The sequence below is a fragment of the Mesorhizobium sp. AA23 genome, from assembly GCF_001672435.1.
In the GTDB taxonomy this organism is placed as follows: domain Bacteria; phylum Pseudomonadota; class Alphaproteobacteria; order Rhizobiales; family Rhizobiaceae; genus Mesorhizobium.
Map to the genome: position 1 here is coordinate 89,407 of NZ_LYTP01000030.1, position 26,755 is coordinate 116,161.

Genomic DNA, 26,755 nt, shown 5'->3' on the forward strand with positions numbered 1-26,755 from the left:
CCGAGGGGCGGGCGGTCACTGCCCTTTGTTTTCCTCCGCGACAAGGGCAACGGTGCCGTCGAAAATCGAGGCGGTCGGATGGGCGTCGCACCAGTTCCGGAGCCACAGATCGACGGCAGCGTTATCGAGCTCGATGCTTGGCTTCCCGGGGGCGCGCATCATGTTAACGGCGCTGAGATAGCCGAGCACCCAATTCATGAAGCTCGCGCTCTCGTCGAAAAACTTCCTGCCATCGGCCGTTCTGAGAATGGCCTTGCCTGGATGGTTATCTGCCTCTGCGGCCACAAAGGCACCGCACCTCTTGAGGCCGTAGCTGTAGATAAACGCGTTGGCATTTTCTGCACGGCTCGGCGCCGTCGCTAGACCGAGAACGAGAGCTGACACAATACAGCGAAACATCGAATTGCCTTCCTAAGCGGCGTGCAGTGTGGGGATTGCTTCGATCTCGGCGCGGAGAGCCTTCTCGGCCTGCTCCAGATCATAGTTGCGCTGGAGGTTGAGCCAGAGCACCGGGCCGTTGCCGACCAGCTTTCCAATGCGGAGAGCCATCGCGACCGTAACGGGCTGCTTTTCGTCGAGGATGTCGTAGAGCGTGCGACGCGAAATGCCGAGCAACTTCGCGATCTCGGTCTTCGACACATTGAGCGACGGAATGACGTCTTCGCGCAGAAGCTCGCCGGGATGCATCGCGGGCAAGCCGCGCTTGATGGGTATCGTGTTCATCAGTGGTAATCCTCTAATTCGACTTCGGTTGCGTCTTCGCCGTCCCATGCAAACGTGATGCGGTAATTGCCTGTGACGCGGACCGAAAAGCGGCCCTTGTCGGGACCCGAGAGGCCGTGGAAGTGATAGCCGGGAAGGTCCATGTCTTGGGGCCGCGCCGCCGCTTCCAAGGCCCGCAGGATGCGAGCGACACGCTTGTCGTCCTGAACGCTGAGACCGCGCGCTTTGCCGGTTTCGAAGAAGCGTTGCAGGGCTTTGTTTCGGAACGTCTTGATCATACTTTGAGTGTAAGGCGGTACCTTACATATGTCAAACAAAATGTGAGGTCAAGCCTTACATTTCGGGAGCGATTTTCGATGACTTCGAAGACTGAGGCCCAGCGCCGCGCCATGTACGCAGCGGCCGAGGGTCGAGGCGTGCTCGGCATCCCGAAGGCGGTCGGCGAAGAGTTCGTCGGCAAGGACAGCTCGGGCCAGGCGGCTTCGCTGATGCTGGTCGCACCCGATGGCGATGTCCTGGTGCTCCGGCGGTCGTCGACCGATACCAGCTGGCCCGGCCATTGGTGCTGGCCGGGTGGCAAGTCGGATAAAGCCGAAGACGCCGAGGCGACGGCGGCGCGCGAGACCACCGAGGAGATCGGCACGCTGCCGTCTGGCGCGCGCCAGCTCATCGACACTCGCGGCACGCCGAATGGCTGGGTGCATCACACCTTCGCTCAGGCCGTCGAGACGAAATTCGCGCCGGTGCTGACCGACGAGCATTCCGGCTATGCCTGGGCTCCCCTGCGCTCCCTGCCCGAGCCGCTCCATCCCGGCCTGCGCGACATGCTGGGCGAGCGGCTTGGCATCGCGGCCGACATCTCGCCCGACGCATGGGACTCGCTGCGCGCCAACTTCGTGAAGTGGACGAGGGGCGAAGACATCGTGATTGAGGGCGCTTGCCCGATTTGCGGCGGCACCGGCGAAGTCGCTGGACCTGGGATCGTGTGCGACGAATGCCGCGGCACGGGCGCGGTGGCACAGGCCAACGACGCGCTGGCCATGGATCGCAACAGCGTGCGCTCGTTCGACCAGGACGGCCATCTGCGCGTCGAGATGACGCCGATATCGAAGGCGAACATCTGCCCCTACTACGGCCGCGAAATCCCGGACTTCGAGGCGCTGGGGCTCGACCCCGAGCGCATCTATCGCCTCTACCGCGATGCGGACGAGCTCGCGAAAGCAGCTCCGACCTTCGTCGGCAAGCCGCTCTTGCTCAAGCACATTCCGATCAGCGCCAAGGAGCATCCCCGCGAAGCCGTGGTCGGCGCGCTCGGCGATGCCGTCGAGTTCCATGCGCCGTATCTCATGGCGCCGCTCAGCATCTGGGACGGTGCTGCAATCGCGCTGATCGAATCCGATCGGCAGAAAGAACTTTCGAGCAGCTATCGCTACCGGGCCGACATGACGCCCGGCACCCTGGCTGGAGAATCCTACGACGGCGTGATGCGGGACATTTCCGCCAATCACGTCGCCTTGGTTGAGGAAGGCCGCGCCGGGCCTGATGTTGTTGTCGGCGACAGCAAAATGGAGATCATCACGATGAAGAAAACAGCACTGCTGTCGCGCATGGCGTCCGTCGCCCACGGCGCGATCCTTGCCCACGTCATGCCGAAGCTCGCGAGCGATCAGAAGATCGAATTCAGCGCGGCTCTCGCGGGCGTTACCGCCGAAAACTTCAAGGCCAAGCGCCCCGCCATCCTCAAGGCAGTGGGCAAGGCCGCCGAGGGCAAGCTCGCCGCCGACGAGAAGCTCGACGGTCTCGAGGCGGTTCTCGTCGCGCTCGACGCTGTCGAGGTCCAGGAAGCCATGGACGAAGACGACGAGGAGGAGGACGACAAGAGAAAGAAAGCCGAGGACTCCGAACAGGAGGAGGATGAGGACGAAAAGAAGAAAAAGGCCGAAGACAGCGACGAGGACGATGATGACAAGGTCGACAAGAAGGCCATGGACGCGGCAATCGCCGCGGCTGTGGCGCAGGCCAAGACCGAGGTCCGCGCCGAGATGCTCAAGTCGGCCGCCGAAGTGCGCGCCGCCGAGGAGGCCGTTCGTCCCTACATCGGCAAGCTCGCCATGGCCCATGATAGCGCGGATGCCGTCTATCGCACCGCGCTCACCTCACTCGGCGTCAACATCGATGGTGTGCATCCCTCCGCACTGCCGGCCATTCTCAAGGCGCAGCCGCTACCTAGCGTCGGCGCACCGAAGAAGCCGGTCGTCGCCCTGGACGCTGCCGGGGTGAACTCGTTCTACGAACTTTTCCCAGCCGCCAAGACCCACATCGTCAAGTCGCTCTAAGGCGAGCGGCTTCCCCTTCCAAGCCCGTCGAGCCGGCCAGCGAGCCGGCTCTTTTCATTTAGGAGATCGCCCATGTCTGGGTTTCAGACGCAGGTTGCCTACAATCCCGCCCCCGCTGTCGAGGGCGATTTCGCTTCCACCAACCCTCGCTCTACAGTCCTTGCCGCCGCTGGCGCGCTGGTCTGCGGCGCGCTAGGTGCTGTCATCGGCCGCTTCGCCTGGCTGAGTTATCTCCAAGCCGACAGCGACAATGCGCCGGCCGTAGTCAACACCTTCGGCACCGGCCCGGTCGCAGGCTTCGTCCATCGCGAGCAGCAGGGCCTGATCGAGCAATACCTGCAGGAATCGACGATGCTGGTCCCGGCCGGCTTCCCCATCACCGTCTTCGATGGAGGCGATTTCTGGGTGAAGAACGCCGGCGCGACGCCGGCCCTGGTCGGCCAGAAGGTCTACGCCAACTATGCCGATGGCACGGCGACCGCTGCTCCGTCCGGCTCGCCGAATGGCGCGACCACTTCGGCCGGCTCCATCGCAGCCGCGACCAGCGGCTTCCTGGGCTCCATCGTCGGCAATGTGCTGACGGTCACGACGGTCAACTCGGGCACGATCTATCCAGGTACCACCATCTCGGGTACCGACGTCGTCAACGGCACCAAGATCGTGCAGCAGCTCACCGGCGCTCCGGGCGGTGTGGGCACGTATGCGGTCAACATCCCCGACCAGAATGTCGACCCCGGCACCGTGATTTCCGGCACCTATGGCGTGTTCACGGCGGGCGGCGCTATTGCTGGCGTCTTCGGCGTCGGTGACACGCTGACCGGCGCCGGCATCACCGCAGTCACCACGATCACACAGCAGCTCACCGGCCCCGCCGGCGGCGCTGGCAGCTACGCGGTCGACGTCAACACCGTCGTCAACGCGGCGCTCACCGCGGCCACCAACGTCGAGACCAAGTGGACCGTGCGTTCCTTCGCGCAGCCCGGCGAGCTGATGAAGATCAGCTCTTGGCCTCAGGGCTAAACCCGCCCGTCAATCTCGAAACCATGCGCCGCAAGTCGGCGATCTGTGAGGATAACCACCATGAAATTTCACGACTTCGATCAGGCCGCTGCGGCGTGGGCTCAGCATCGCTCGATGTTCGAGCAGGCCGGTATCTACCTTCCCGATGCACGCGCCTACATCGTCGAGGCGTTCCGCACCAATCATCTCGCGATGGATGCACAGCCTCAGCTAGCGACAGCACCGAACGCCGGCATCCCGGCGTTCCTCACCACGCTTGTGGATCCTGAGGTCTACCGCATCCTTTTCGCCCCAACCAAAGCTGCCGAAATCTTCGGCGAAATTCGAAAGGGCACCTGGATCGACCAGACGGCGATGTTTCCCGTCGTTGAGCAGACGGGCGAAGTGTCAAGCTATGGCGACTACAACGACAACGGCCGAGCCGGCGCCAACATGAATTGGCCGCAGCGCCAGTCCTATCTGTTCCAGACGATTTCCGAGTATGGCGAGCTGGAAATCGAGCGCGCCGGCCTCGGCCGCGTCAATTGGGTTGGCGAGGTGGATGGCGCCGGCGTCACCGTGCTCGCACGATTCCTCAACACGACCTACTTCAAGGGCGTGCAGGGCTTGCAGAACTATGGCCTTCTCAACGACCCGAACCTGGCGGCTCCGATCACCCCGGCGCCGAAGGCTTACGGCGGCGTGAAATGGATCAACAATGGCCAGATAGTCGCCACCGCGAATGAGATCTATTCCGACCTCCAGTCACTGTGGCTGCAGCTCGTTACCCAGACAGCCGGCCTGGTCGACCAGAACACCAAGATGACACTGGCCATGTCACCGGAATCGCAGCTTGCCATGACCGCGACCAACTCGTTCAACGTCAATGTCGAGGATCTGCTCAAGAAAAACTTCCCGAACCTTCGCGTCGTTTCAGCGGTGCAATATCGGGCGGAGACAGCGATCAATCCGACGGGTATCACAGCCGGGAACGTGGTTCAGTTCATTGCCGACGGCATCGATGGTCAGCAGACCGGCTATTGTGCGTTTAACGAAAAGCTTCGCGCTCATCCAATCGTGCGCGCGCTCTCCTCGTGGAAAAAGAAAATGTCCAGCGGCACCTGGGGCGCGATCATTCGCCAGCCGATGGGCATTTCGCAGATGGTGGGCGTTTAGATGGCGTAGAGATAGTATTGCGCGCCCCAATACGAGCCGCATTCATGCACTCGTTTGGGGCTGGGACGAAGTAGGCTTGCGCCGAAGGCGTTCCAGATAGGCGACTCGCTCCCGCTGCACGGCTTCAAGGATTGCAGGAACACTACAGAGTCATACTGCAACAACGTACGCCCTTGTGCCGCAAGTCTGCTCACCAGTTCTTGTTGGCGGGCAATGATTTGCTCGCCTTCAAGGTCTCTGCCATCTCGACTGGTGTTTCCGTCGGCATAGCACCTATCGGCGCTTGATCTCCGCACCGTGGGCGATCAATCCTGCCTCGTCCGGTGGTTCCAGCCTGAAAGCGCCGAGCCGAATTGAAGCTAACCATTCCCTCTCAGCAGCATGTGCGTTAGCCGCGAGAACCTTTTTCAAGACGCGTTCCATCATGGCCATATCATCTGGTCCGATGATTCCCTGGGATTAAGACCGCTGCCGGCTCCGCAGCTTGTCCTTTGCGCGGGGGCTTTGCCTGCGCCATGCTGTGCTGGCTTGGGCTCGACGCTGCAGCGGCGCAAGGCCGTTTACGGATAGCGAGTGGCCAGTGTCTCATCCGAAATGAATGATGCTTGAAACATCATGATATTTGTCTTATCCATTGATACCGCAGACTCAGACAAAGGTTCTGGCCGATGATCACTGCTGCGCAGATGCGCGCCGCGAGGGCGTTGGCCGGTATCGACCAGCGAACTCTTGCCGAGCGCGCCGGAGTTTCGCTTCCGACGATACAGCGCATGGAGGCGAGCGAGGGTGTCGTGCGAGGCGTTGTCGACACGTTGATGAAGGTCATCCAGGCCCTTGACGAGGTTGGGGTGGAATTGATCGGCGAGAACCAGACTAGCGAGCGCGGCGGCAGGGGCGTACGCCTCAAGGCCATCGTGGCGCAGAACCCGCAAGGCTGAGCCGCAACCGCATCCGCCCCGGAAACCCTTGCCGGTTTCGGGCAGCGCAATGCGGGGTCGCAACAGTTATCGCGACGGCGACCGCCGACATGCAGCCGACGATCCCGCCGCCCTTTGGAGCGGAATATGGTCATGGATCCGGCTCGGCCTGCAATTCACCATCAAGCACGGCCGACATTCGCCGAGCTGTTCACACCAAAGCTGGTGACGGTGCTGCGCGAGGGCTACCACCTCAAGCAGCTGAGGGCGGATGTGATCGCCGGCCTGACAGTCGCCATCGTGGCGCTGCCGCTGTCGATGGCGATCGCGATCGCCTCGCATGTGGAGCCCGAGCGCGGACTGTTTACGGCGATCATCGGCGGTTTCATCGTCGGCGCGCTTGGCGGCAGCAGGTTCCAGATCGGCGGGCCGGCCGGCGCCTTCATCGTGGTCGTGGCCTCCGCTGTCGATCATCACGGCGTTGACGGACTGATCCTGGCAATGCTCATGGCCGGCGTCTTCCTGCTCGCGGCCGGTTATCTGAGGCTCGGCGCCTATGTGAAATTCATTCCCTATCCGGTGACCGTTGGTTTCACCGCAGGCATTGCCGTAATCATCCTGTCCAGCCAGTTGCATGACCTGTTCGGCTTGACTCTGCCGGGGAAGGAGCCCGGCGACCTGTTGCCCAGGCTTATCGCGCTTGGCAAGGCGGCCGGAACGGTAAATCCAGCGGCCATTGCCGTCGCCACGCTGACGATAGGGATCATCGTGGGCATGAAGCACTGGCGGCCTTCATGGCCGGGCCTCCTGGTCGCGGTGGCGGCGGCCTCGCTCGCCACGACGCTTCTCGGTCTTCCCGTCGAAACGATCGGCACCCAGTTCGGCGGCATTCCGCGGATCTTGCCCGACCCGACTCTGCCGGCCTTCGACGCGCATAAGCTCGTCTCTGCAGTACCCGACGCAATTTCCTTTGCCCTGCTCGGAGCAATCGAATCGCTGCTGTCGGCCGTGGTCGCGGACGGCATGACCGGCCGACGGCACCGCTCCAATTGCGAACTGGTGGCGCAGGGCATCGCCAATATCGGCTCGGCGCTCTTCGGCGGGATCTGCGTGACCGGACTGATCGCGCGCACGGCGACCAACATCCGCGCCGGCGCGCATGGACCGTTGTCGGGGATATTCCATTCCGCCTTCCTGCTGCTGTTCATGGTGGTGGCTGCCCCGCTTGCCAGCTACATCCCGCTGGCGGCGCTCGCCGGGGTGCTGGCCACCGTGGCCTGGAACATGGTGGAGAAGCCCGCCTTCCTGGCGCTGATCCGATCGTCCTGGGGCGATGCCCTGGTGCTGCTGGTAACCTTCGGACTTGTCATCTTCCGCGACCTCACCACCGGCATCGTGATCGGTTTTGCGCTGGGCGCCTTGCTGTTCATCGGTAGGATGGCACGTTCGGTCGAGGTAGAAGCGCATGTCCCGCCGGTGACGGACGACCGCGCCGATGATGAGAACGGCCGCCGCCTCGCCTACGATCTTGGCTCAGCCACGGATCCCGACACCGTCATCTATCGCATATCCGGTGCTTTCTTCTTCGGCGCGGCGGCAACGGTCGCCACGGTGCTCGACCGCATCGCGGACCAGAGCAAGAACTTCATACTCGACTGCTCGGCAGTGCCTTTTCTCGATTCGACCGCGGCAAACGTGATTGAAAGCACCGTGCACAAGGCAGGGCGGGCCGGAGGACGCTTCATCATCGCGGGCGCCTCGTCGCAGGTGAGGCGCACACTGATAAGCCATGGCGTCAAGCGGCCGCTGGTGACCTATGCCGCCTCGATCCGTGACGCGCGGGCGCAGCTGGACGAAAAAGCGGAGACTGCGTAGGCGCCCTGCTCACACCGGTGCTTCGATCGGCTCGGCTAGCTTCGGATTGGCGCGCGCGGCGATCAGGCATCAGGCGACGGAAGGCTTTGGCGCATGAGGTCGGGACTCTGACTAAACCGGACTGAGGTGGGTAGCGAGCGGTCGAGCCGTCCCAACTCTTCTATGCCCGAGGCGCAAACAGCGCCCGATCATCACCGAGACGAACTCTCCGGCAATCGGCGATTGGATTGGGCGAGGGGCACCATCATCTTCGCGGATGCTCTGAGAGAAACGGCCGCCCCACGGCTGTGAGCTGGGTTCGATTCCCAGCATCCGCTCCACCGACGCCATCGGCGACGGCCACCGCCTTTCCACCAACCGGAGTAAATCAATGTCCACGACTGTCACTGTCGCCTGCAAGCTTCCGCATGGCCTCGTCCTTCGCCTTCATGAGATGGTCGACCAGAATGAACCGACCGCCGGCGGCAGCTTTCGTAAGGTGAAGCGAGCCCAGGTGATCGGCGATCCAGTTGTCCTGAAAGGTTATCTGCGCCGCTTCGACCGCCGCAAGGAGCCCGCCCCGATGGCGCAGGACAGCAACTACGCCCTGACCTATGGCGTCGATGCCGATTTCTTCAAGAAGTGGCTCGAGCAGAACAAGGACCTCGACGCGGTCAGGAACAACCTCGTCTGGGCCCATACCGAGACCGATATGGTCGAGGGCTTCATCACGGAGCATGAGGCGCAGAAATCGGGCCTCGAGCCGATCGATCCCCACAACCTGCCGCGTGGCATCCAGGCCTACAAGAAGGAAGAGGCCTGATCTAACTGAAACAGGCGAACTCGGGAGGTCGCCATGGGCGTCATCGTTACTTTCGACCATGCCGCCTTCGTGGCGATCTATCCGCAGTTCGCATCGCTCAGCCAGCCGCAGGTTCTGCAGGGCGCGCTCCCGGTCGCGACGCTCTACTGCCGCAATGATGGCGGCGGCCCCGTCACCAATGCCGCGACGCAAACCACGCTGCTCAACCTGATGGTCGCGCACATCTGCCAGCTCATGTACGGCGCAAATGGTCAGGCGCCGGCCGGGATCGTTGGGCGCGTCTCCAATGCTGCCGAGGGCAGCGTGTCGGTGCAGGCCGACTTCCCCGTGACGCCCAACAACGCCTGGTTCATGCAAACCCAATTCGGCGCGGCTTACTGGCAGGCCACCGCCGCCTACCGGACCATGCGCTACATCCCCGGCCCGCGCCGCGCCGTCACCCCGTGGCTCAACCAGTAAAGGACACCGCCCATGGACCTCCTCCAGCAATTGCAGCGCGAGTTCCGCGCCTTCCGCAAGCACGCCGAGGATCGCATTCAGACCCTTGAGCGCAGCCTGCGCCTCGCTTCCCCGCCACCCCTCGAGCTGCCGTCTGAGACGCCCGCCGCTCCGGTCGTCACCGATGGCACAAATGGCACGACCGGCGCGACCGGCGCGGCCGATGCGGGCGCAACCGGCGCTACCGGCGCGGCCGACACCACGGGCGCAACCGGTGCCACGGGCGCGGCGACCGATGCCGGCGCGACCGGTGCCACGGGAGCAACCGGCGCCGCCGATCCGAAGGCCAAGGCGAAGGCGTAAGGCAATGGTCGAGCTCTCCGGCGGCGACAAGCTCGCCGCGAGGCTGGCCGAGATAGCCAAGAGCCTGCAGAAGGCCGTCTCGGTCGACGTCGGCTTCCTGGAGGGCGCGACCTATCCCGACGGCACCTCCGTCCCGCTGGTCGCGGCGCTGAACGAGTTCGGCAGCCGCGACACGCCGCCCCGCCCGTACTTCCGGGGCATGATCGAAGACAAGAGCCCTGAGTGGCCCGACGCCGTCGGCAACCTCCTGGTCGCGAACGGCTACGACGCTGAAAAGACGCTGGGCCAGATGGGCGAGGCCATTAAGGGCCAGTTGCAGGCGGCGATCACCGCCTATGACGGCCCGCCGCTGCAGCCCGCCACCATCGCCCGCAAGAGCAACGACAAGCAGCTCGTCGACACCGGCCACATGCTGGCGTCGGTCGACTATGCCGTCAAGAAATCCTGAACCCGGAGACCACTACGATGAGGGCCGTCCTTTTTTCGAGCAACGTCGGCGACATTCCAGCCGACCTGGCATTCAAGAACAATTTCTCGGCCGTGACCGATCCGGCCGCCATCGACGATTCCAGCGAGGGGTATCAGGTCGGCTCTGTCTGGGTGAACACCGCGAGCGACACCGCCTTTATGTGCGTCGATGCGACCCCTGGCGCTGCCATCTGGACCGCCACGGCGCAGGTCGGCAGCACGCAGGGCGATCCGGCGGCGCACACCGTCTCCGGCACGCTCACTCCCGCTGATCTGCTCACCCGCATCATCACCATCGACCAGGGCGGCGGCGCGGCCTCCGTGCAGCAGCTCCCGACGGGTGCCGCGCTCCAGGCTGCGCTGCCGCCCGACTTCCAGGTCAACGACGCCTTCGATGTCTCGGTGATCAACACCTCCATCGTCGATGCCGAGGATGCGAGCATCACCACCAACGCCGGCATGACGCTGGTCGGGTCGATGGACTTCCCGGCGCACAGCAGCCCCACGATCCCGTCGAGCGGCATCCTGCGCTTCCGCAACACGGGCGCCGGCACCTTCACGGTCTACCGCGTCGGCTGATCGACCATGAACCTGCACGGGATCGTTTCGGCGGCGATCGGGACGGTGAACCCGTTCGTGACCGCCACGCTGAGACGGTCGAGCGGCTACACCACGGCGGCCGACGGCACGCGCACGCCGAGCTTTGTCGACATGCCTGGCGTCTCTCTGCAGGCGCAGGCGCTGAGCTACGACGATCTGCAGCTGCTCGACGGCCTCAACATTCAGGGCGTGCGCCGCGCCGTCTACCTGAACGGTTCTGCCCTCGGCGTGGTGCGCGAGCTGCAAGCCGGCGGCGATCTCTTCGTCTTCCCCGCCGGCACTTTCCCGGAAGGCAACAGCTGGCTCGTGGCGCACGTGCTCGAGTCCTGGCCCGACTGGTGCAAGTGCGCCCTGACCCTACAAACGGATGGAGCCTGATATGGCGAACGGAACCTACATGGTGGCATGCCCTGCCGGCCAGTGGACTAAGGTCGCCGACGGCGCCAACTATTCATCGGCGCTGTTGCAGGTGACCAGCATAGGCGGCGTGATGGCAGCGATTTCTGACAGCCAACCGGGGGCGGATGCCTCGAATTGCGTCCTGCTTTCCCAGGGCTTCGTTTCGTTCCCGCTCGCGGCCGGCGACCAGGTGTGGTGCCAGCCGGTCGGCGCCGGCGAGGCCACGGTGCGCGGGATCGGCACCAGCGTCTGATGAGCGTCCCGGTCCCCAGCCAGTCAGGCATCCAGACGGTCCTGCGCGGCTTTTTGTTGCAATACCTGCCCGCGGGCGTCGAGGTGATCTCGGCGCAAGACAACCGCGTCCCGGAGCCGGCCGGCGACTTCGTCACGATGACGGTGAGCCGCCGCGGTCGGCTCTCGACCAACGTCGACACCTATCAGGACTGCGCCTTTGAGGCCTCCATCGCCGATGCGGTGATGACGGTCACTCAAGTCTCGTTCGGCGCGCTCCTGGTGGGGGCGACCGTCTTCGGAACGCCGGTGACAGCAGGCACGGTGATCAGCGAGCAGACCGGCGGTACGCCGGGCGGCGTCGGAACCTATACCATCGCGCCGGCACAGACCGTGCCAGCGCAGATCCTATCGAGCGGTGCCGAGACCATCGTGCAGCCGACCGACGTCGTCATCCAGCTTGACGTGCACAGCGCGTCGGATGGCAGCGCGTCCGACATGGCGCAGACGATCGCCACCCTGATCCGCGATGAGCGGGCGACCCGGTATTTCGCGGATGCCGGCATGGATGGCGCGCCGCTCTATGCTGACGATCCAAAGCAGGTCCCGTTCTTCAACGGCGAGCAGCAATACGAGACCCGCTACGTCGTCGACGTGCACCTGCAGGCCAATCAGGCAATTGGCCTGCCACAGCAATTCGCCGACCAAGTCGTGATGGACGTCGCCAACGTCGAAACGACTTTCCCGGCCTGACCCTCAAACAGAAAGGACCTGGTCCATGACCACCATCCCGGCCTCGCAGCTTGTGAACGTCATTCCGAACGTTCTCAACGCGGGCGGCAACGCGCTCGTGATGAACGGCCTCGTGCTGACCCAAAACACCCGCGTCCCGATTGGGCAGGTGCTCTCGTTTCCGAACGACGGTGTGTCGGTGTCGAACTTCTTCGGCCCGTCCTCGGAAGAGGCCGAGATCGCGGCGGTCTATTTCAACGGCTTCAACAACTCGACCCAGAAGCCGGCTACGATCCTGTTCGCGCAGTATGCGTCCGCGTCGGTCGCGGCCTATCTGCAAGGCGGCCAGGCCGACCAGCTCTCGCTGGCGCAGCTCCAGGCTTTGAGCGGCACGCTCAGCGTCAACGTCGACGGATATGTGCGAACCGCGAACGCGATCGATCTGTCGAGCGCAAACAGCTTCTCGGCCGCCGCGGCGCTGATCCAGACCGACCTGAACTCCGCTCCTCCGCAAGCGGCCACCGTGACGGGCGCCATCGCCCCTGCAACGGCAGCCGTGACCGCTTCCATCGCCGGCAATGTCATGTATGTGACCGGCGTGACGTCGGGCGTTCTGGTCGCAGGGGCGGCGCTCTCCGGCGCTGGCGTGTCGGCCGGCACGCAGATCACCGACCAGCTGTCGGGAACGCCCGGCGGCATCGGCGAATATGCCGTGTCGATCGGGCAGGTTGTCGCCAGCACCGCCGTCTCGGCAACGTATGGCACCCTCACGGTCACTGCGCTCGCAAGCGGCACCTTGGCGGTCGGCCAGACGCTTGCCGGTGCAGGGGTGACGGCTGGCACGTGCATCGTGCAGCTTGGCAGCGGCGAGGGCCTTACCGGCACATACTTCGTCGACAAGACCCAGACGGTGGCGAGCGGCGCTATCACGGCGTCGGCCACGCCGCTGGACGTCACCTATGACTCCGTCTCCGGCGGCTTCGTCATCACCTCGGCCGTTGTCGGTGCGGCGTCGTCCGCCGCCTTCGCCACCGGCTCGGTCGCGGCTGGCCTCTTCCTGACGCAGGCGACCGGCGCGACGCTCTCTCAGGGCGCCGATGGAACGACGCCAGCCGCCTTCATGGCTGCGATCACCCAGCTCACCCAGAATTGGGCGACGTTCATGACGATCTTCGACCCCGATGGCGGCTCGGGCAACGTGCAGAAGCTGGCCTTCGCCGAATGGGTCAACAACACCAACAAGCGTTTTGCCTATATCGCATGGGACACGGACATCACGCCGACCGAAGGCAAAGATGCGACGTCGAGCTTCGGCAACATCATCTCGAGCGCCAATCTCGACGGCACCTGCGCCATCTACCATCCCGCCGGCGGCATCACGACGCCGGCGCAGATCGCCGCCTTCATCTGCGGCGCGGCGGCCTCGATCGACTTCCAGCAGACCAACGGCCGCATCACCTTCGCATTCCGGGGGCAGGATGGCCTGGTGGCAGGCGTCACCACCGCGACGGTGGCGAGCAATCTCATCGCCAACGGCTATAACTTCTACGGCGCCTATGCGACGGCCGCGCAGCAGTTCCTGGAGTTCCAGAACGGCACGGTGTCGGGCGAGTTCGAATGGCTGGACAGCTACATCAACCAGATTTGGCTGAACAACCAGCTCCAGCTCTCCCTCATGGAGCTGCTCCAGAACATCAACTCGGTGCCGTACAACGCGGCTGGCTATGAGCTGATCAAGGCGGCCTGCCTCGACCCGATCAACCAGGCCCTGAATTTCGGTGCCATCCGCGCCGGCGTGACGCTGTCGGCGCTCCAGATCGCGCAGATCAACTCGGCCGCCGGCGTCAAGGCCAGCGACACCCTCCAGCTGCAAGGCTGGTATCTCCAGGTCAAGGACGCCACCCCGCAGGTGCGCCAGGCCCGCCAGAGCCCGCCGATCAACTTCTGGTACATGGACGGCGAGTCCGTGCAGCAGATTGAGCTGACCTCGACCCTCGTCCAGTAAGCGGCCCGGTTCGAGGACCTTTGCGAGAAGAAGGACGCCGTTGTGCCTAAGCTGCGAAGCGGGTCTAGCTGGCGATCATCATCGCTTGTAACTGTTGCCGATCGTCTTTGGACCACTGGCTAGGGTCTTCCCCATGCGCGGACTTGGCATGAAGCTCGACGTGCTTCATGACCTCTTCTGCGGTTTCTGCCGTAAAGCTCCCCGGACAGGCTTCCATTCCCGGATAGTCCTTGCACCGATATGTGTAGGCCATCGCTGCCTCCATTTTAGGAACACCTAATATGGAGCGACCGAGCGCGGGCTTTGTCAACCGGCACCGTAGAATCCACCACCAGACACGACCCTTCAAGGAGCCAGACCATGTCGACCCTCACCGCCGCGAACGCGGTCATTACCCTTGCCGTGCCGAACCTCTTTCCGACGCCGGTTCAACTGCAGGGCTTCGCCACCGACAACATCTACGACATGGACAGTGTCGACCAGGTGGAGACCGCCATGGGCGTCGACGGCATCCTGTCGGGCGGCTTCGTCTACAACCCGATCAACCAGACGTTCGTGTTGCAGGCCGATTCCCCATCGATCGCCTTCTTCGAAACCTGGGCCGCGACGCAGGTCCAGGCCAAGGACGTCTACACGGCCAACGGCTCGACGACGCTGCCGTCGCTCGGGCGCTCCTACATCTCCACCAAGGGCTTCCTGGTGAGCCTGCCACCGATGCCGGCGGCGGCCAAGATCCTGCAGCCGCGCCGTTTCGCGATCCGCTGGCAGAGCGTCCAAAGCGTCCCGAACTGAGGTAATCCATGCGTAAAGAGATCGACGTCACGATCGCCGATGACGGCCGTGACCAGGGCAAGACCTTTCACATCCGCGAGATGCCAGCGACGCGCGCGGAGAAATGGGCGATGCGCGCGCTGCTCGCCGTGGCGCGCTCCGGCGTCGAGCTCCCCGACGACTTCGCCGGCATGGGCATGCAGGGCATCGCCATCGTGGGCATACGAGCGATCACCAAGATCGCGTTCGAGGATGCCGAGCCGCTGCTCGACGAGATGATGGAATGCGTCACCATCAAGCCCGATCCCCGCAACCCGGCCATCCAGCGCCCGCTGATCGAGGGTGACGTCGAGGAGATCGCGACGCTGATCCAGCTCCGGCAGGAGGTCATCAACCTTCACGTCGGTTTTTTTACCAAAGGCGACCAGTCGAAATCGATCTCGACACAGTCGCCGGCGTCCACCTCCTCGAATACGGCAATGTCTCCCGAGCCATCGGTCAGGTTCTCTCAAAGGGCAAAACCTCGCTCCGCGAGCTAGACGAGTGGCTGTCGATCGAGGACGTCCACGACCTTCTCGAAGTGGCGATGGTCGACGCCCACAACCTGATGCTGCTGAGGAAAAGGGACGAGAATGCCAACGGTCATTGACAGCCTGATCGTCACGCTCGGCCTCGATCCCAAGGACTTCACCGATCAGCAGAAGAAGACGTCCGAGAGCTGGCTCAAGACCGTCAACGCTTTCCGGAAGGGCGGCAAGGACGTCGAGGAAAGTTCGAAAAAGGCCGCCGAGACCGTCAACCTGATCACGCGGCGCGTGCTCGAACTCTTCGCCGTCATCGCCGGCAGCCAGGCGCTCAGCGAGTTTGTGCGCAAGCTCACCAATGCAGACGCCTCGCTTGGCCGCTTCGCCTCGAGTCTCGGTGAATCGCCCCAGCGCATCGCGGCCTGGGAGAATGCAGCCGAACGCTTCGGCGGCTCGGCCGACGCCACCGCGTCGACCCTGGAGCGCGTCAACAAGCAGCTCTACAACCTCAACAAGAACGGCGAGGCGCTGCCGCGCGAGTTTTCGCAGCTGCAAGCCTGGACCGGCATGCGGATCGACCCCAACCATGGGCTCGATCGCTACCTGTCCGATGTCGCCGCGGCTTTGCAGAGGCTTCACCAGATCGACGCCGGCGCGGCCCACAACGTCGCGCAGGCGCTGGGCATCGACCCGGCGACCGAGCAGCTCATGTACAAGATGGGCCGCAACATCGACGACTTTTTGGGCAGGCTGGAAAAGAGCCTGTCGCCTACCAACGAGGCGATTCAATCCGCGCAGAAGCTGCAAGCGAGCTGGGCCGAATTGCTCCAGCACCTCATTGCCCTCGCCAACGCCATCTACGACAAGCTCGGCCCGGTCCTGGTCGAGGCGGCGGACAGGATGACAGCCTGGATCGAGAAGAACCAGGACTGGATCCGGACCGGCATCGTCGATGCGGTCAAGAAGTTTATCGACTTCCTCGAAAGGATCGACTGGAACGCCGTCGGGACCGGTATGCAGAATTTCGCGACCGGCGCGAAAGACGTGGTCGACGGGCTGGGCGGTATCATCCACGCCACCGAGATCCTGTTCGGCCTGTGGCTCGGCTCGAAGTTTCTGCGCGTTCTCGCCAACGTTCGCTCGCTCGCCGCGGGAGGTGCCGCCGCTGGCGGTGTCAGCGCCGCCGGAGCGCGCGCTGGTCTGGGCTTTTTCGGGACGCTGGCGACCGGTGTCGGGATGCTTCTCGGCGGGGCGGCCGCGATCAAATGGGGTGGCTCGCATCTGCGTGCTGATCCTCATGCGGGAGATCACGGCACGATCGGCAACTTCCTCATAAGGCATCTGCGCAAGGCGCCGGAGACGACGGTCGACGGCAAATCCGTCTCCAAGAGCAATCCGCTTCCCGTCACCATCACCGATCAGAAAAGCGATGGCGGCGGCTTCTGGAGCAACCTGGTCAGCAGTGTCGGCAGTCTGTTTGGCGGGGGCAGTACCGGCGGCTCGGCCGGCAAGCTCGGAGCGCTCGCCGGGGGCATGGTGGGCAGGGACGGTCCTAGCGGCCCGCAGCGTGCGTCTGCTGGCACAAGGGGCTGGTGGACGCCCGAACGTCAGGCGCAGGCCTACCAGACCCTCACGAGCGGCGGCCTGTCGGATGCAGGCGCGCGCGGCCTCATCTCGCGCTGGATGAACGTCGAGGCGGCCGGCGGTCCTTCGACCGTCAACAGCATCGGCGCGTCTGGCGTGGCGCAATGGCTGGGGTCCCGCAAGGCGCGCCTCATGGCCTTCGCCAAGGCGCGCGGCAAAGACTGGAACGATGCTGACACGCAATATCAGTTCGTCCTGTCCGAACTAAACGGCCCCGAGAGTCGGGCCGGGAGCATGCTGCGGAATGCCAAGACCGACGCGCAGGGCGCCACGGGCGCATCGATGTTCGAGCGCGCCGAGGGCTACAATGCCTGGAGCGGCATGGACGCCTACACCGGCCGGACCTACCGGGGCATGAAGGCGATCAACACCGGCGCCGCATCGGCGGCGCTGTCGAACATCTCGAGCACGCACACGGCCACGACGTCGAACAGCTCGGTCGAGGCCCACATCGGCAAGGTCGAGGTTCACAGTCAGGCCACCGATGCCAACGGCGTTGCGGCCGACATCAACGACGCGCTCAGCCGGCGTCTGTTCACCGCGCAGGCAAATAGTGGATTGGCGTGATGGCCGGCATTCTTGAACTTCTGACGCAGGACGCCCTCGGATTGCTGTCGAGCGCTCTCGGCCTGCAGCCATGGGGTATCTACTTCGGCGGAGTGCCGGTGATCATCGCCGACAACATCGTGGAGGTGCAGTATCGCCAGCAATGGTCGATCTCTGACTTCCCGGTCGAACAGGGGGCCTTCCAGAGCTACGACAAGGTCCAGATACCCTACGACGCTCGGCTGCGCTTCACCGCCGGCGGATCGGCCGCAAACCGCGCCGCGATGCTGGCGTCGATCGCGGCCGTCGCCGGCGACACCAACCTCTATGACGTGGTCACGCCGGAGGCTGTCTACCTCTCCTGCAACATCACCCACTACGACTACAGCCGGCGCTCGAATGAGGGGATGGGGCTTCTCTCGGTCGATATCTGGCTGATCGAAGTGCGGCAGGCCGTCAGCGCCGCCATGTCGAACACCCAGGATCCGAGCGGCGCTTCTCAGGTCAACGGCGGCACTGTGCAGACCGCGCCGGCGAGCAGCGCGCAGCTCGAGCAATTCAAGACATCGTCTGGCCTGCCAGCCGGGGGCTTCTGATGGTCATCATTCCTCTGCAGGCGGTGCCGAACCAGGCGGTCGGCGTGACGCTGGACGGGCAGGTCTCGCAGATCAGCCTCTATCAGAAGAACACGGGCCTGTTTATCGACCTCTATGTCGACAACGTGCTCGTGATCGGCGGCGTGATCTGCCAGAGTCTCAACCGGATCGTCCGGTCGCTTTACCTTGGCTTCTCCGGCGATCTGCTCTTCATCGACAACCAGGGTGATACCGACCCCTACTATACGGGGCTTGGCACGCGCTACAGCCTCGCCTTCGTGTCGGCGAGCGAGCTTCCGGCGGGCGTCGGCTGATCACTTGCAGCGCTTGAACCGGTCGCCGGCAAAGCAGGAGTGCAGTTGCTTCAGTTGCGCCGCCACCGCCTCGCGCTGATCGCAGGCCTTGATGGTGTCGGGATCATCGCCAGAGCCGCCGCGGCACTGCTCATTCAGGTCGAGATAGGACTTCTCGAGCGCGGCCTTGTTCGACTTCGCCAGCGCCGGCGCGACGGTGAAAAGCAGGAGGGCGGCGCTTGCGGCGGCAAGGACTTTCGGCATGGGCGTAACTTTCTTCATGTGAGGCGGTGATCGAGATGGCGTTCAGCCAGAAGCGAATTTCCGTCGAGTTCGAGCTGGCAAACGGTCAGTTTGAAGGCGGCGGCAACACCGCAGAGGTATTCGGGCTGCGCGTCGCCTGCAACATCGTCAATGCCGGGCAAGGCTCGGGGCAAGCGGAAATTTCGATCTGGGGCCTGCCGCTGGCTCTGATGAACCAGCTATCCACCGTCGGTTCACAGTATCTCCAGATGTACAAGAACGGCATTTCGGTGCTCGCTGGAGATGACGAGACCGGCCAGAACGTCGTGTGGACCGGCACCATCGTTTACGCCTATGTCGACGCGCAGGCGATGCCAGACGTGTGCTTCCGGATCAGCTCGCTCCCGGGCGTCTTCCATGCCGCAAAGCCGATCCCGCCGCTGAGCATCAAGGGCTCCGGCGACGCCTCGCAGATGATGAAATCTCTCGCGGGGCAGATGGGCCTGGCGTTCGAAGACGCCGGCGTCAAGGTCAAGTTCGCCAACCCCTACTATCCGGGCACGGCGTGGACGCAGATGCTGGCGATCGCGCGCGACGGCGGCTTCGACGTCGGCATCGATCGCGGCACGATGGTCATCACGCCGCCCGGCAAGGCGCGAAACAGTGACACGGTGCTGATTTCGAAAGACACCGGCATGGTCGGCTACCCGTTCTTCCAGCAGGCCTTCGTGCTGGTCCGCGCGCTCTACAATCCGGCGGTGAAGTATCAGGGCAAGGTGCAGATCCAGAGCGACCTGACGCCGGCCAACGGCACATGGAAGGTCAACCGCCTCGAGTATCAGTTGGAGGCAATGATGCCCCACGCAAAGTGGTTCATGCTCCTCGAATGCATCGCCGTTGATGCCTCGGCGCCGGCATGAGCGGCCAAGGCTATTTCGGTCAGCAGACCACATCTGACGACACCGCCGAGATCAACCGGCTGCGCTTCCTCATTCGCCAGGAGCTGGCGCAGGCGCGCACGGGCATCCCCGTCAAGGTCGTCGCGGTGCATGGTGGCGGCGTCGGCGCGCCGCCCACGGTGGATGTGATGCCGCTGATCAATCAGACGGACGGGCAAGGCAACCAGACGCCCCACGGCGTCATCTACGGCATCGCCACGATGCGCAACCAGGGCGGCACCAACGGCATCATCAACGATCCGAAGGTCGGCGACATCGGCCACATGACGATCTCGGACCGCGACATCTCGGCGCTGAAAGCCAACGGCGGAGCGCAGTCAAACCCGGGCAGCTTCCGGCGCGGCAACATGTCGGACGGCATCTATCAGGGGGCCATCGCCAATCCGGCCAACCAGGACCAGGCCGTCCAGTTCACCGAGGGCGGAATCAAGCTCTTCGACAAGAACGGGCAGATCATCGAGTTCGCGGCCGGCTCCATCACCATCACCACCGCGCAGCTGCGGGTGACGGGCGACGTCATCGCCGGAGCCGGTGGCGAGAACATCAGCGTGCTCAACCATCTTCACACCAACGTCCAGCCCGGCGGCGACACGTCAGGCCCACCGGAGCCCGGAACATGAAGACGCTCCTTCTCGACACCGACACCTGGGACTTAGTGGCGGACGCGTCGGGCAACATCGCTGTCGCCGACGAGCCCTACGCGCTGGCGCAGGACGCGGCGAGCGCGATCAGGCTCTTCGCGGGCGAGCTCTACTACGACACCACGCAGGGCATTCCCTACTTCGACCAGATCCTGGGCAAGGCGCCGCCGGTCTCGCTCATGAAGGCGTACTTCAATCGTGCCGCCTTGACGGTGCCCGGCGTGGTCTCGGCGCAGACCTTCATCCAGTCCTGGACCGATCGGACCGTCACCGGCCAGGTGCAGGTGACGGACGCGGCCGGCAACACCATCGCAACGAGCTTCTAGCACATGGTCGACACCACCAACGTTCCCCCGCCGCAATGGACGGACACGGGGTTCCTGATCCCGTCGGCCGCGGAGGTGCTGGCGGGCGTGACCGAGGACATCAACGGCGCGTTCGGCGGCGTCCTCAATCCCGCGCTGAACACGCCGCAGGGGCAGCTCGCCAGCAGCGAGACGGCGGTAATCGACGAGGTCAACTCGACGTTCCTCTATTTCACCAACCAGGTCGATCCCGCCTATGCGACCGGCCGGATGCAGGATGCGATCGCGCGCATCTACTTCATCGAGCGCAACCCGGCCCAGCCGACCGTCGTGCAGGCGCTCTGCAGTGGCTTGCCGGGCGTCGCCATCCCGACGGGCTCGTTGGCCCTTGCCGAAGATGGCAACCAGTATCTGTGCACCGAGGATGGCGTCATCGGCGTCGACGGCACTGTCACCTTGCCGTTCGAGTGCCTGGTGGTCGGGCCGATCCCATGCCCTGCCGGAAGCCTCGACCAGATTTTTCGAGCGATCCCCGGATGGGATTCGATCACGAACCCGGATGACGGCGTGCTGGGCAACAATGTCGAGAGCCGGTCGGCTTTCGAGGCACGCCGTGCTGCCTCCGTCGCGTTCAATTCGCAGGGCTCGCTTCCGTCGGTCCTGGGCGCGGTGCTGGCGGTGCCGAACGTCATCGACGCGTTCGTGACAGAGAACGCCAGCAATGACGTCCAGACCATTGGCGGCGTCTCGATCTATCCGAACTCGCTCTATGTCGCGGTGGTCGGCGGCGACGCTGACGACGTCGCGCAAGCGATCTGGTCGCGCAAAGCGCCCGGCTGCGCCTACAACGGCAATACGACGGTCACGGTCTACGACCAGAGCCCCGGCTATGTCCCGCCGTACCCTGCCTATCGGGTGAGCTTCGAGATCCCCGATCCGTTGGCGATCCTGTTCGCGGTCAACATCGTCAACACGCATCTCGTCCCCGCCGATGCCGCGACGCAAATCCAGAATGCGATCGTCAGCGCCTTTGCTGGGGGCGATGGTGGGCCGCGTGCGAAGATCGGCACCACGCTATTTGCGAGCCGCTTCTACGCGCCCGTGGCCGCCCTTGGCTCGTGGGCACAGATCATCTCTATCGAGGTAGGCTCGAACAACAACCCCAGCGCCGTCTTCACGGGACAGATCGCCGGAACGGTACTGACGGTCTCCGCCGTTGCCTCCGGGGCGCTGGCGGTCGGCCAGATCATCTCCGACACCACCGGAGCGCTGACCGTCGGCACCACCATCACCGCGCTCGGCACCGGGACGGGCGGCACCGGTACCTATGTCGTCTCCAACAACAAGAACGTGTCAATCGAGACCATGACGGCCGCGATCCCCAATCGCTTCGACATCGCCGTCGACATCGACCAGGTGCCGACGATCTCCCCCAACGACATCTTCGTCACTCTGACCTGATCGATCATGGAAGACACAGGACCTCCCTATCCCAGGCCGCCGGCCGGGATACCGAACGGCTTTGGTCAATTCGCCATTGGCATCAGTCCCATCGGCGATTTCCCGCCTTTCGACGTCTGGCGCACTGTCATCAGCCAGTATGCGAATGCGCCCACGCTGACGCAGCTGATCGGCAACATCTTCTCGTATCTCGACCAGACTGCCAACTTCGATGCGTTCTTTGACTACATCTGGAACGTCGACACGGCGCAGGGCTATGGGCTCGACGTCTGGGGCCGCATCGTCGGCGTCAGCCGGGTTTTGCAGGTCACGACCGGGGACTGGTTCGGCTTCGATGAGGCGAAGCCGGGAGCCGATCCGTTCGGGCAAGGCGCGTTCTATTCCGGCGCTCCGCTCACCTCGAATTTCGCGCTGTCGGACGAGGCATACCGCCGGCTCATCTTCGCCAAGGCGGCAGCCAACATCACTAACGGCTCGATCCCCGCGATCAACCAGATCCTGCTCAGCCTCTTCCCCAACAGGGGCAACGCCTATGTTACCGAGGGCGGCAATTACGGGACATGGTTCGGCTTCGAGGAATCGCTGAACTCCGTCGGCTTCAACCAGGCATCGTTCTACGCGGGCTCGCCGATCGAGACGATGACGATGACCTACACCTTCGCCTTCCAGCTGACCCCTGTCGAACTCGCGATCGTCCAGAACTCCGGCGTCTTGCCGAAGCCGACCGGCGTCAAGGCGTCGGTCGTCATCATCTAAGGATCCCTCCATGAAGCTTTCCGCCTTGCCTGCCAAGTTCCCCGTAGCTTGGGGAGCTTCGGCGAGCCCGAGCTACATCCGCTCCATCCCGCTCGGCTCGCAGATCGGGATTGTGAATGGCGCGGCCTCACTGACCGACGGCTTTCCGCCACTCAACTTCCTGCCGGTCGGATCGGGCGGCGTGCCGCCGTTCGGCCAGGACATGAACGGCATTCTGCAGCAGATCACGCAATGGTCGCAGTGGCAGAATGCAGGCGGTCTGGTCCCCTACGATCCGGCCTTCTCGGCAGCGATCGGCGGGTATCCCAAGAGCGCGTTGCTGGCTGGCGCGGCGACTGGCGTGGTTTGGCTGAGCACGGCCGACGACAATACGTCTGACCCCGATACGGGCGGCGCGAATTGGGTCAACATCGGAGCTGCATCCGCGCCCATCATGGTCGGTACCGATGCGGGCTCGGCCAATGTCTGCACCGCCGCGGTCCTGCCGGCGCCGAGCGCTTACGTCGACGGCCAGATCTTCGTCGTCCAGAAGTCCGCTTTCGACAACAACGGCGCCATGACGGGCAACATTGACGGGCTGGGCACCCATCCTATCGTCAACATGGACGGGACCGCGCTGACGGCAAAGCAATGGCCAGCGAGTGCCACCGGCATCCTGGAGTTCAACAACGCGACGACGTCGTTCCGTCTGCTTAACCCGGCGGTGACCGTGGCGGCCAACGCGGGCCTTGCCGCGACCGATCAGCAGGTCCTTTCGCTGAGCATCACGACTTTGCCGGCACCCACCGGCGCACTTTCCTTGAACGACAGCCTTCCACTGCATGTGGTGGCGGACGGTGCGGACCGCGAGGTCACGCTCTCGGCGCTCGCCGCAATTCTCCCTGGCGCGATGAAGGCCATGCGCGTCATGACAGCGAGCGGAACCTACACGCCGACGGCTGGCGCCAAGAGCATGCTCGTCTTTGCCACCGGCGCAGGTGGCGCAGGCGGCGGCAATGCCACGGCAAACGGCTTCACTGGCGGCGGCGGAAGCGCGGGCGGAACGGCGGTCTATTTCGGTGCCGTCTCTCAGCAGACCGTCACCATCGGCGCCGGCGGCGTCCCCAATCCATCGTCTGGTTCCGATCTCATCGGCGGTTCCGGCGGGACAACCTCTTTCGGCGCTCTTGCCGTCGCTACCGGCGGCATTGGCGGTTCTTCCAGCGGCACCAATTCATTTGGCGCGGGCGGCCAAGGGGTGGGGACCGGAACCGCCGGGACCCTCTTGATCCACGGCGGCGGCGGATCGCCTGGTTCCGGCCATGAAGGCGGTTGCGGTGGCACCTCGTTCTGGGGTGGCGGCGGCTACGGCGGCGCAACTCCTTCGACCGGTGTCCAGGTGCCCGGCGGTCCGGGCACTCTCGGCGGCGGCGGCGGTGGTGGCGACGGCGGCGGCGCAGGCGGGGCCGGTGGCAACGGTGTGGTCGTCATCTTCGAATTCGACTGATCGCCGCATCGTCGCCCTCTCGTAAGCCGACCACTCACACACATTCGGATTGGGGCAAATGAATCCCTTCAGCTACGGCAACGTCCTGACCGCTGGCCAGTGGAGCTACCTGTTCTCGCAGAAGCAGGACGCGCTCGGTTATACCCCGGTGAACCGGGGCGGCGACACGATGCAAGGGCCGCTCAACACCCAGGCTTCCACGGCCAACGGCGCTGGATTCAGCATCCCTCCTGGCGCTGCTCCGGGAGTGCCGGTCGACGGCCAGATCTGGATGACCATCTTTGGGCTCTTCTTCCAGATCGGCGGGCAAACGATCGGACCGATCGCCAACGGCACCATCGTCGGGCCGTCGAACTCCGTGGTGGGCGACATTCCCGTTTTCTCGGCGACCGGCGGCACTGCCCTTGCCGACAGCGGGATATCACTCGCTTCGCAGCTCCCCAACCTCATCCTGGCTACTCCGGCCTTCGGAAGCGGAGTGCCCGCATTCCGAGGGCTGATCGGGGCTGATCTACCCACGCCGCAGCCCGTGGCCCTTGGTGGCGTAAAATCTGCGGCCGCTCCTCCCCATCAGTTCGGGACGGGTGTCGATACCAGCGGCAACCCGACGTTTGCGCAGCCTGCAATCAGCGACGTCTCGGGCCTTGCCGCGAACATGCTGGCCTTTCTTGCCAGCGGCACGAGCGCCCAGCTCGCCGCGGCGATGGTCGACGAGACCGGTAGCGGTCCGCTTGTCTTCGCCACAAACCCGACCGTTGCCCTTGGCTCGGCCTCGACCGCCGTCACCCAGACGCCCGGCGACAATTCGACCAAGCTGGCAACGACGGCCTATGTGCAGGCAGCGATCTTCGCCACCACGACGCTGCCGGCGACCAGGCTGGCCACAACCACCGCGCTTCCGGCGGTCACCTATGCCAACGGAGCATCCGGCGTCGGTGCCACGCTCACCGCCTCTGCCACCGGTGCTTTGACGGTCGATGGCGTGGCCGCGAACCTCAACGACGTGATCCTGGTCAAGAACCAGGCCTCGTCGTTTCAGAACGGCATCTACACGGTGACGGCGACCGGTAGCGCGGGCGCGCCTTTCGTCCTGACGCGTGCGATCTACTACAATCTCTCCGCCGACATCGATCTTGGCGACCAGACGTTCGTGACGGGTGGAGCGACGCAGGGCGCCACGACCTGGACGCAGAATGCCAAGGAAAACCCGGTCATTGGCACCGACCCGATCACGTTCGCCCAGACGGCGGGCGTCGGTTCCTACACAGCCGGCAACGGCCTAGTCCTGGCGGGCACGCAGTTCGCGATCGACACGACGATCACCGCTGACCTGACGTCGGCGCAGTCGCTCTCCAACAAGACGCTGGTGAGCCCGGCACTCAGCGGCGTGCCCACCGCGCCGACTGCAGGGGCCGGCACGAGCAGCGCGCAGATCGCCAGCACGGCATTTGCGGCGGCCGCTGCAGCAGCCGCCGCTGCCGGGACGCTTGTCAACGTCCAGGTAAAGACTGCCTCGGGCACCTATACGCCGACCGCAGGCGCAAGTCGCGCACTCGTCTTCGTCACTGGCGGCGGCGCGGGTGGCACGACCGGCACGGGCAGCGGCAGTGAAAGCGGCGGCGGCGCTGGTGGCACGGCCATCTTCTTCATGAACGGTATCTCGGCACAGACCGTTACAATTGGCTCGGGCGGCGCTGCCGGCGCCGCAGGTGGATCATCCGCATTCGGCACTGTCACTGCGAACGGTGGCTCTGCCGCAGCCTCTCAGAGCCTCGGTGGCCGGGGCGGCACGGCAGCCAACGGCACACTCAACCTCAGCGGCGGCGACGGCGGCTCCGGCACCAATGCGACCGGCAACTCTCAAGGCGGCGAGGGCGGCGCAAGTTTTTGGGGCGGCGGCGGCGCGGGCGGCCAGACCGCTAACAGCCACAATGCCGGCGCGGCCGCGCAGGCATACGGCGCTGGCGGCGGCGGCGGTTCGTACAGCGCTGGCGCTGGCGGTGCTGGCGCGCCCGGCGTCGTTCTCATACTCGAGTTCAAATAAGGACCGCATTCATGCAACTGGCAGTCATCCAAGGCACCGACGTCGTCAACATCATCGAGGGCGACCCGACCTTCACGCTCGACGGCTTCACGATCGTCCCGCTCGCGGAGCCGGGCTATATCGGCGGCACCTATAGCAATGGCGTGTTCAGTGCTCCCCCGGCACCCCCTGCCGTTGTGCCGGAAAGCGTGTCGGCTCGGCAATTCCACCTCCAGCTAAGCGTTGCCGGGTTGCGCGCCCAGGTCATCGCCTGGATCGGAACGCAGCCTGTCGAGGTGCAAGACGCCTTCGAATACAGTGGAAGCTTCGTGCGCAGCGAGCCGATGATGGAAACCGGCTTCACAGCCCTCGGCTACACCTCCGATCAGATCGACGCGTTTTTCACGGCCGCCGCGCTGCTCTGACGGCCCCCCACCGTCGGG

The 26,755-nt window shown here is 64.4% G+C and carries 32 protein-coding genes; 27 read left to right on the forward strand and 5 right to left on the reverse strand.

Annotation, left to right across the window (positions count from 1 at the left end):
• Positions 1–15: 15 nt before the first annotated feature.
• From A9K66_RS24385 to A9K66_RS24395, 3 genes are read right to left on the reverse strand one after another with little or no spacing between them, the layout of a single operon-like run.
• Positions 16–399, reverse strand: a complete 384-nt coding sequence (locus A9K66_RS24385) for a hypothetical protein (RefSeq protein ID WP_067328677.1) — start codon at positions 397–399, stop codon at positions 16–18.
• A 12-nt stretch (positions 400–411) separates the two neighbouring features.
• Entirely contained in the window at positions 412–723 is a 312-nt protein-coding gene (locus A9K66_RS24390; protein WP_156751149.1) for a HigA family addiction module antitoxin, read from the reverse strand.
• The gene (locus A9K66_RS24395; protein WP_067328679.1) at positions 723–1,001 is read right to left on the reverse strand and encodes a type II toxin-antitoxin system RelE/ParE family toxin; all 279 of its coding nucleotides are present in this window, start codon (positions 999–1,001) and stop codon (positions 723–725) included. The genes A9K66_RS24390 and A9K66_RS24395 overlap by 1 nt, the downstream gene beginning before the upstream one ends.
• Positions 1,002–1,079: 78 nt before the next feature.
• On the opposite strand from A9K66_RS24395, the gene A9K66_RS24400 reads away from it, so the two are divergent.
• The 14 genes from A9K66_RS24400 (at position 1,080) to A9K66_RS24465 (ending at position 14,064) form a co-directional block, all read left to right on the forward strand.
• A complete protein-coding gene (locus tag A9K66_RS24400; RefSeq protein ID WP_082954059.1) occupies positions 1,080–3,059 on the forward strand; it encodes a DUF2213 domain-containing protein in 1,980 nt (659 codons plus the stop codon).
• 72 nt (positions 3,060–3,131) lie between these two features.
• Positions 3,132–4,079 (forward strand): hypothetical protein, encoded by a 948-nt coding sequence (locus tag A9K66_RS24405; RefSeq protein WP_067328681.1) that lies wholly within the window; start codon positions 3,132–3,134, stop codon positions 4,077–4,079.
• A 60-nt stretch (positions 4,080–4,139) separates the two neighbouring features.
• Entirely contained in the window at positions 4,140–5,234 is a 1,095-nt protein-coding gene (locus A9K66_RS24410) for a hypothetical protein (RefSeq protein ID WP_197507516.1), read from the forward strand.
• 668 nt (positions 5,235–5,902) lie between these two features.
• Positions 5,903–6,172 carry a helix-turn-helix transcriptional regulator gene (locus tag A9K66_RS24415; RefSeq protein ID WP_067328683.1) on the forward strand — a complete coding sequence of 90 codons (270 nt, stop codon included), beginning with the start codon at positions 5,903–5,905 and terminating at the stop codon, positions 6,170–6,172.
• A gap of 132 nt (positions 6,173–6,304) precedes the next feature.
• Complete coding sequence (locus tag A9K66_RS24420; RefSeq protein ID WP_067328685.1) at positions 6,305–8,026, forward strand: SulP family inorganic anion transporter; 1,722 nt, start codon at positions 6,305–6,307, stop codon at positions 8,024–8,026.
• Between the two features lie 370 nt (positions 8,027–8,396).
• Positions 8,397–8,828 carry a hypothetical protein gene (locus tag A9K66_RS24425; RefSeq protein ID WP_067328687.1) on the forward strand — a complete coding sequence of 144 codons (432 nt, stop codon included), beginning with the start codon at positions 8,397–8,399 and terminating at the stop codon, positions 8,826–8,828.
• Between the two features lie 33 nt (positions 8,829–8,861).
• The gene (locus tag A9K66_RS24430; RefSeq protein ID WP_067328689.1) at positions 8,862–9,287 is read left to right on the forward strand and encodes a DUF4054 domain-containing protein; all 426 of its coding nucleotides are present in this window, start codon (positions 8,862–8,864) and stop codon (positions 9,285–9,287) included.
• Positions 9,288–9,299: 12 nt separating this feature from the next.
• On the forward strand, positions 9,300–9,629 hold the full coding sequence (locus A9K66_RS30855; protein ID WP_067328691.1) for a hypothetical protein: 330 nt from the start codon (positions 9,300–9,302) through the stop codon (positions 9,627–9,629).
• 4 nt (positions 9,630–9,633) lie between these two features.
• Positions 9,634–10,077, forward strand: a complete 444-nt coding sequence (locus A9K66_RS24440) for a hypothetical protein (protein ID WP_067328693.1) — start codon at positions 9,634–9,636, stop codon at positions 10,075–10,077.
• A 17-nt stretch (positions 10,078–10,094) separates the two neighbouring features.
• Positions 10,095–10,676, forward strand: coding sequence for a hypothetical protein (locus A9K66_RS24445; RefSeq protein ID WP_067328695.1), 582 nt, complete (start codon positions 10,095–10,097; stop codon positions 10,674–10,676).
• Between the two features lie 6 nt (positions 10,677–10,682).
• Complete coding sequence (locus tag A9K66_RS24450; RefSeq protein WP_067328697.1) at positions 10,683–11,075, forward strand: hypothetical protein; 393 nt, start codon at positions 10,683–10,685, stop codon at positions 11,073–11,075.
• 1 nt (position 11,076) lies between these two features.
• On the forward strand, positions 11,077–11,349 hold the full coding sequence (locus tag A9K66_RS24455) for a hypothetical protein (protein ID WP_067328699.1): 273 nt from the start codon (positions 11,077–11,079) through the stop codon (positions 11,347–11,349).
• A complete protein-coding gene (locus A9K66_RS24460) occupies positions 11,349–12,080 on the forward strand; it encodes a hypothetical protein (RefSeq protein WP_067328701.1) in 732 nt (243 codons plus the stop codon). Before A9K66_RS24455 ends, A9K66_RS24460 begins: the two co-directional genes overlap by 1 nt.
• Positions 12,081–12,105: 25 nt before the next feature.
• Positions 12,106–14,064, forward strand: coding sequence for a DUF3383 family protein (locus A9K66_RS24465; protein ID WP_067328703.1), 1,959 nt, complete (start codon positions 12,106–12,108; stop codon positions 14,062–14,064).
• A gap of 64 nt (positions 14,065–14,128) precedes the next feature.
• Here the strand turns inward: A9K66_RS24465 and A9K66_RS24470 are convergent, their stop codons facing one another.
• Positions 14,129–14,317 (reverse strand): DUF1059 domain-containing protein, encoded by a 189-nt coding sequence (locus tag A9K66_RS24470; protein WP_067329104.1) that lies wholly within the window; start codon positions 14,315–14,317, stop codon positions 14,129–14,131.
• A 107-nt stretch (positions 14,318–14,424) separates the two neighbouring features.
• On the opposite strand from A9K66_RS24470, the gene A9K66_RS24475 reads away from it, so the two are divergent.
• The 5 genes from A9K66_RS24475 to A9K66_RS24495 all read left to right on the forward strand — a co-directional run bounded on the left by A9K66_RS24475 (position 14,425) and on the right by A9K66_RS24495 (position 18,459).
• The gene (locus A9K66_RS24475) at positions 14,425–14,856 is read left to right on the forward strand and encodes a hypothetical protein (protein ID WP_067328704.1); all 432 of its coding nucleotides are present in this window, start codon (positions 14,425–14,427) and stop codon (positions 14,854–14,856) included.
• Positions 14,857–14,864: 8 nt separating this feature from the next.
• Positions 14,865–15,374: a hypothetical protein gene (locus A9K66_RS24480; RefSeq protein ID WP_067328706.1), complete on the forward strand. Its 510-nt coding sequence runs from the start codon at positions 14,865–14,867 to the stop codon at positions 15,372–15,374.
• Between the two features lie 93 nt (positions 15,375–15,467).
• Positions 15,468–17,570, forward strand: a complete 2,103-nt coding sequence (locus A9K66_RS24485) for a phage tail tip lysozyme (RefSeq protein ID WP_067328709.1) — start codon at positions 15,468–15,470, stop codon at positions 17,568–17,570.
• Positions 17,570–18,145, forward strand: coding sequence for a phage baseplate protein (locus A9K66_RS24490; protein ID WP_067328711.1), 576 nt, complete (start codon positions 17,570–17,572; stop codon positions 18,143–18,145). The genes A9K66_RS24485 and A9K66_RS24490 overlap by 1 nt, the downstream gene beginning before the upstream one ends.
• Positions 18,145–18,459, forward strand: a complete 315-nt coding sequence (locus tag A9K66_RS24495; protein ID WP_067328713.1) for a hypothetical protein — start codon at positions 18,145–18,147, stop codon at positions 18,457–18,459. The genes A9K66_RS24490 and A9K66_RS24495 overlap by 1 nt, the downstream gene beginning before the upstream one ends.
• Here A9K66_RS24495 and A9K66_RS24500 read toward each other — a convergent pair whose 3' ends face one another.
• The gene (locus tag A9K66_RS24500; RefSeq protein ID WP_156751150.1) at positions 18,460–18,702 is read right to left on the reverse strand and encodes a hypothetical protein; all 243 of its coding nucleotides are present in this window, start codon (positions 18,700–18,702) and stop codon (positions 18,460–18,462) included.
• Between the two features lie 35 nt (positions 18,703–18,737).
• Here A9K66_RS24500 and A9K66_RS24505 point away from each other — a divergent pair, with 35 nt between their 5' ends.
• The 8 genes from A9K66_RS24505 to A9K66_RS24540 all read left to right on the forward strand — a co-directional run bounded on the left by A9K66_RS24505 (position 18,738) and on the right by A9K66_RS24540 (position 26,737).
• Positions 18,738–19,601, forward strand: a complete 864-nt coding sequence (locus A9K66_RS24505; protein ID WP_067329107.1) for a hypothetical protein — start codon at positions 18,738–18,740, stop codon at positions 19,599–19,601.
• Positions 19,598–20,260, forward strand: a complete 663-nt coding sequence (locus tag A9K66_RS24510; RefSeq protein WP_067328718.1) for a hypothetical protein — start codon at positions 19,598–19,600, stop codon at positions 20,258–20,260. The genes A9K66_RS24505 and A9K66_RS24510 overlap by 4 nt, the downstream gene beginning before the upstream one ends.
• On the forward strand, positions 20,257–20,607 hold the full coding sequence (locus A9K66_RS24515; RefSeq protein WP_067328720.1) for a hypothetical protein: 351 nt from the start codon (positions 20,257–20,259) through the stop codon (positions 20,605–20,607). Before A9K66_RS24510 ends, A9K66_RS24515 begins: the two co-directional genes overlap by 4 nt.
• A gap of 3 nt (positions 20,608–20,610) precedes the next feature.
• Complete coding sequence (locus tag A9K66_RS24520; RefSeq protein ID WP_067328722.1) at positions 20,611–22,047, forward strand: baseplate J/gp47 family protein; 1,437 nt, start codon at positions 20,611–20,613, stop codon at positions 22,045–22,047.
• Positions 22,048–22,053: 6 nt separating this feature from the next.
• The gene (locus A9K66_RS24525; RefSeq protein ID WP_067328724.1) at positions 22,054–22,803 is read left to right on the forward strand and encodes a DUF2612 domain-containing protein; all 750 of its coding nucleotides are present in this window, start codon (positions 22,054–22,056) and stop codon (positions 22,801–22,803) included.
• Positions 22,804–23,005: 202 nt separating this feature from the next.
• Positions 23,006–24,289, forward strand: a complete 1,284-nt coding sequence (locus A9K66_RS31550) for a hypothetical protein (protein WP_156751151.1) — start codon at positions 23,006–23,008, stop codon at positions 24,287–24,289.
• A 58-nt stretch (positions 24,290–24,347) separates the two neighbouring features.
• On the forward strand, positions 24,348–26,333 hold the full coding sequence (locus A9K66_RS24535) for a hypothetical protein (RefSeq protein ID WP_067328728.1): 1,986 nt from the start codon (positions 24,348–24,350) through the stop codon (positions 26,331–26,333).
• An 11-nt stretch (positions 26,334–26,344) separates the two neighbouring features.
• Positions 26,345–26,737 (forward strand): hypothetical protein, encoded by a 393-nt coding sequence (locus tag A9K66_RS24540; protein WP_245307662.1) that lies wholly within the window; start codon positions 26,345–26,347, stop codon positions 26,735–26,737.
• Positions 26,738–26,755 lie beyond the last annotated feature (18 nt).

What these genes read in the sequence shown, in the direction of transcription:
- A9K66_RS24385 (WP_067328677.1), bottom strand. Translation starts at nt 399, where the DNA reads ATGTTTCGCTGTATTGTGTCAGCTCTCGTTCTCGGTCTAGCGACGGCG.
- A9K66_RS24390 (WP_156751149.1), bottom strand. Translation starts at nt 723, where the DNA reads ATGAACACGATACCCATCAAGCGCGGCTTGCCCGCGATGCATCCCGGC.
- A9K66_RS24395 (WP_067328679.1), bottom strand. Translation starts at nt 1,001, where the DNA reads ATGATCAAGACGTTCCGAAACAAAGCCCTGCAACGCTTCTTCGAAACC.
- A9K66_RS24400 (WP_082954059.1), top strand. Translation starts at nt 1,080, where the DNA reads ATGACTTCGAAGACTGAGGCCCAGCGCCGCGCCATGTACGCAGCGGCC.
- A9K66_RS24405 (WP_067328681.1), top strand. Translation starts at nt 3,132, where the DNA reads ATGTCTGGGTTTCAGACGCAGGTTGCCTACAATCCCGCCCCCGCTGTC.
- A9K66_RS24410 (WP_197507516.1), top strand. Translation starts at nt 4,140, where the DNA reads ATGAAATTTCACGACTTCGATCAGGCCGCTGCGGCGTGGGCTCAGCAT.
- A9K66_RS24415 (WP_067328683.1), top strand. Translation starts at nt 5,903, where the DNA reads ATGATCACTGCTGCGCAGATGCGCGCCGCGAGGGCGTTGGCCGGTATC.
- A9K66_RS24420 (WP_067328685.1), top strand. Translation starts at nt 6,305, where the DNA reads ATGGATCCGGCTCGGCCTGCAATTCACCATCAAGCACGGCCGACATTC.
- A9K66_RS24425 (WP_067328687.1), top strand. Translation starts at nt 8,397, where the DNA reads ATGTCCACGACTGTCACTGTCGCCTGCAAGCTTCCGCATGGCCTCGTC.
- A9K66_RS24430 (WP_067328689.1), top strand. Translation starts at nt 8,862, where the DNA reads ATGGGCGTCATCGTTACTTTCGACCATGCCGCCTTCGTGGCGATCTAT.
- A9K66_RS30855 (WP_067328691.1), top strand. Translation starts at nt 9,300, where the DNA reads ATGGACCTCCTCCAGCAATTGCAGCGCGAGTTCCGCGCCTTCCGCAAG.
- A9K66_RS24440 (WP_067328693.1), top strand. Translation starts at nt 9,634, where the DNA reads ATGGTCGAGCTCTCCGGCGGCGACAAGCTCGCCGCGAGGCTGGCCGAG.
- A9K66_RS24445 (WP_067328695.1), top strand. Translation starts at nt 10,095, where the DNA reads ATGAGGGCCGTCCTTTTTTCGAGCAACGTCGGCGACATTCCAGCCGAC.
- A9K66_RS24450 (WP_067328697.1), top strand. Translation starts at nt 10,683, where the DNA reads ATGAACCTGCACGGGATCGTTTCGGCGGCGATCGGGACGGTGAACCCG.
- A9K66_RS24455 (WP_067328699.1), top strand. Translation starts at nt 11,077, where the DNA reads ATGGCGAACGGAACCTACATGGTGGCATGCCCTGCCGGCCAGTGGACT.
- A9K66_RS24460 (WP_067328701.1), top strand. Translation starts at nt 11,349, where the DNA reads ATGAGCGTCCCGGTCCCCAGCCAGTCAGGCATCCAGACGGTCCTGCGC.
- A9K66_RS24465 (WP_067328703.1), top strand. Translation starts at nt 12,106, where the DNA reads ATGACCACCATCCCGGCCTCGCAGCTTGTGAACGTCATTCCGAACGTT.
- A9K66_RS24470 (WP_067329104.1), bottom strand. Translation starts at nt 14,317, where the DNA reads ATGGCCTACACATATCGGTGCAAGGACTATCCGGGAATGGAAGCCTGT.
- A9K66_RS24475 (WP_067328704.1), top strand. Translation starts at nt 14,425, where the DNA reads ATGTCGACCCTCACCGCCGCGAACGCGGTCATTACCCTTGCCGTGCCG.
- A9K66_RS24480 (WP_067328706.1), top strand. Translation starts at nt 14,865, where the DNA reads ATGCGTAAAGAGATCGACGTCACGATCGCCGATGACGGCCGTGACCAG.
- A9K66_RS24485 (WP_067328709.1), top strand. Translation starts at nt 15,468, where the DNA reads ATGCCAACGGTCATTGACAGCCTGATCGTCACGCTCGGCCTCGATCCC.
- A9K66_RS24490 (WP_067328711.1), top strand. Translation starts at nt 17,570, where the DNA reads ATGGCCGGCATTCTTGAACTTCTGACGCAGGACGCCCTCGGATTGCTG.
- A9K66_RS24495 (WP_067328713.1), top strand. Translation starts at nt 18,145, where the DNA reads ATGGTCATCATTCCTCTGCAGGCGGTGCCGAACCAGGCGGTCGGCGTG.
- A9K66_RS24500 (WP_156751150.1), bottom strand. Translation starts at nt 18,702, where the DNA reads ATGCCGAAAGTCCTTGCCGCCGCAAGCGCCGCCCTCCTGCTTTTCACC.
- A9K66_RS24505 (WP_067329107.1), top strand. Translation starts at nt 18,738, where the DNA reads ATGGCGTTCAGCCAGAAGCGAATTTCCGTCGAGTTCGAGCTGGCAAAC.
- A9K66_RS24510 (WP_067328718.1), top strand. Translation starts at nt 19,598, where the DNA reads ATGAGCGGCCAAGGCTATTTCGGTCAGCAGACCACATCTGACGACACC.
- A9K66_RS24515 (WP_067328720.1), top strand. Translation starts at nt 20,257, where the DNA reads ATGAAGACGCTCCTTCTCGACACCGACACCTGGGACTTAGTGGCGGAC.
- A9K66_RS24520 (WP_067328722.1), top strand. Translation starts at nt 20,611, where the DNA reads ATGGTCGACACCACCAACGTTCCCCCGCCGCAATGGACGGACACGGGG.
- A9K66_RS24525 (WP_067328724.1), top strand. Translation starts at nt 22,054, where the DNA reads ATGGAAGACACAGGACCTCCCTATCCCAGGCCGCCGGCCGGGATACCG.
- A9K66_RS31550 (WP_156751151.1), top strand. Translation starts at nt 23,006, where the DNA reads ATGAACGGCATTCTGCAGCAGATCACGCAATGGTCGCAGTGGCAGAAT.
- A9K66_RS24535 (WP_067328728.1), top strand. Translation starts at nt 24,348, where the DNA reads ATGAATCCCTTCAGCTACGGCAACGTCCTGACCGCTGGCCAGTGGAGC.
- A9K66_RS24540 (WP_245307662.1), top strand. Translation starts at nt 26,345, where the DNA reads ATGCAACTGGCAGTCATCCAAGGCACCGACGTCGTCAACATCATCGAG.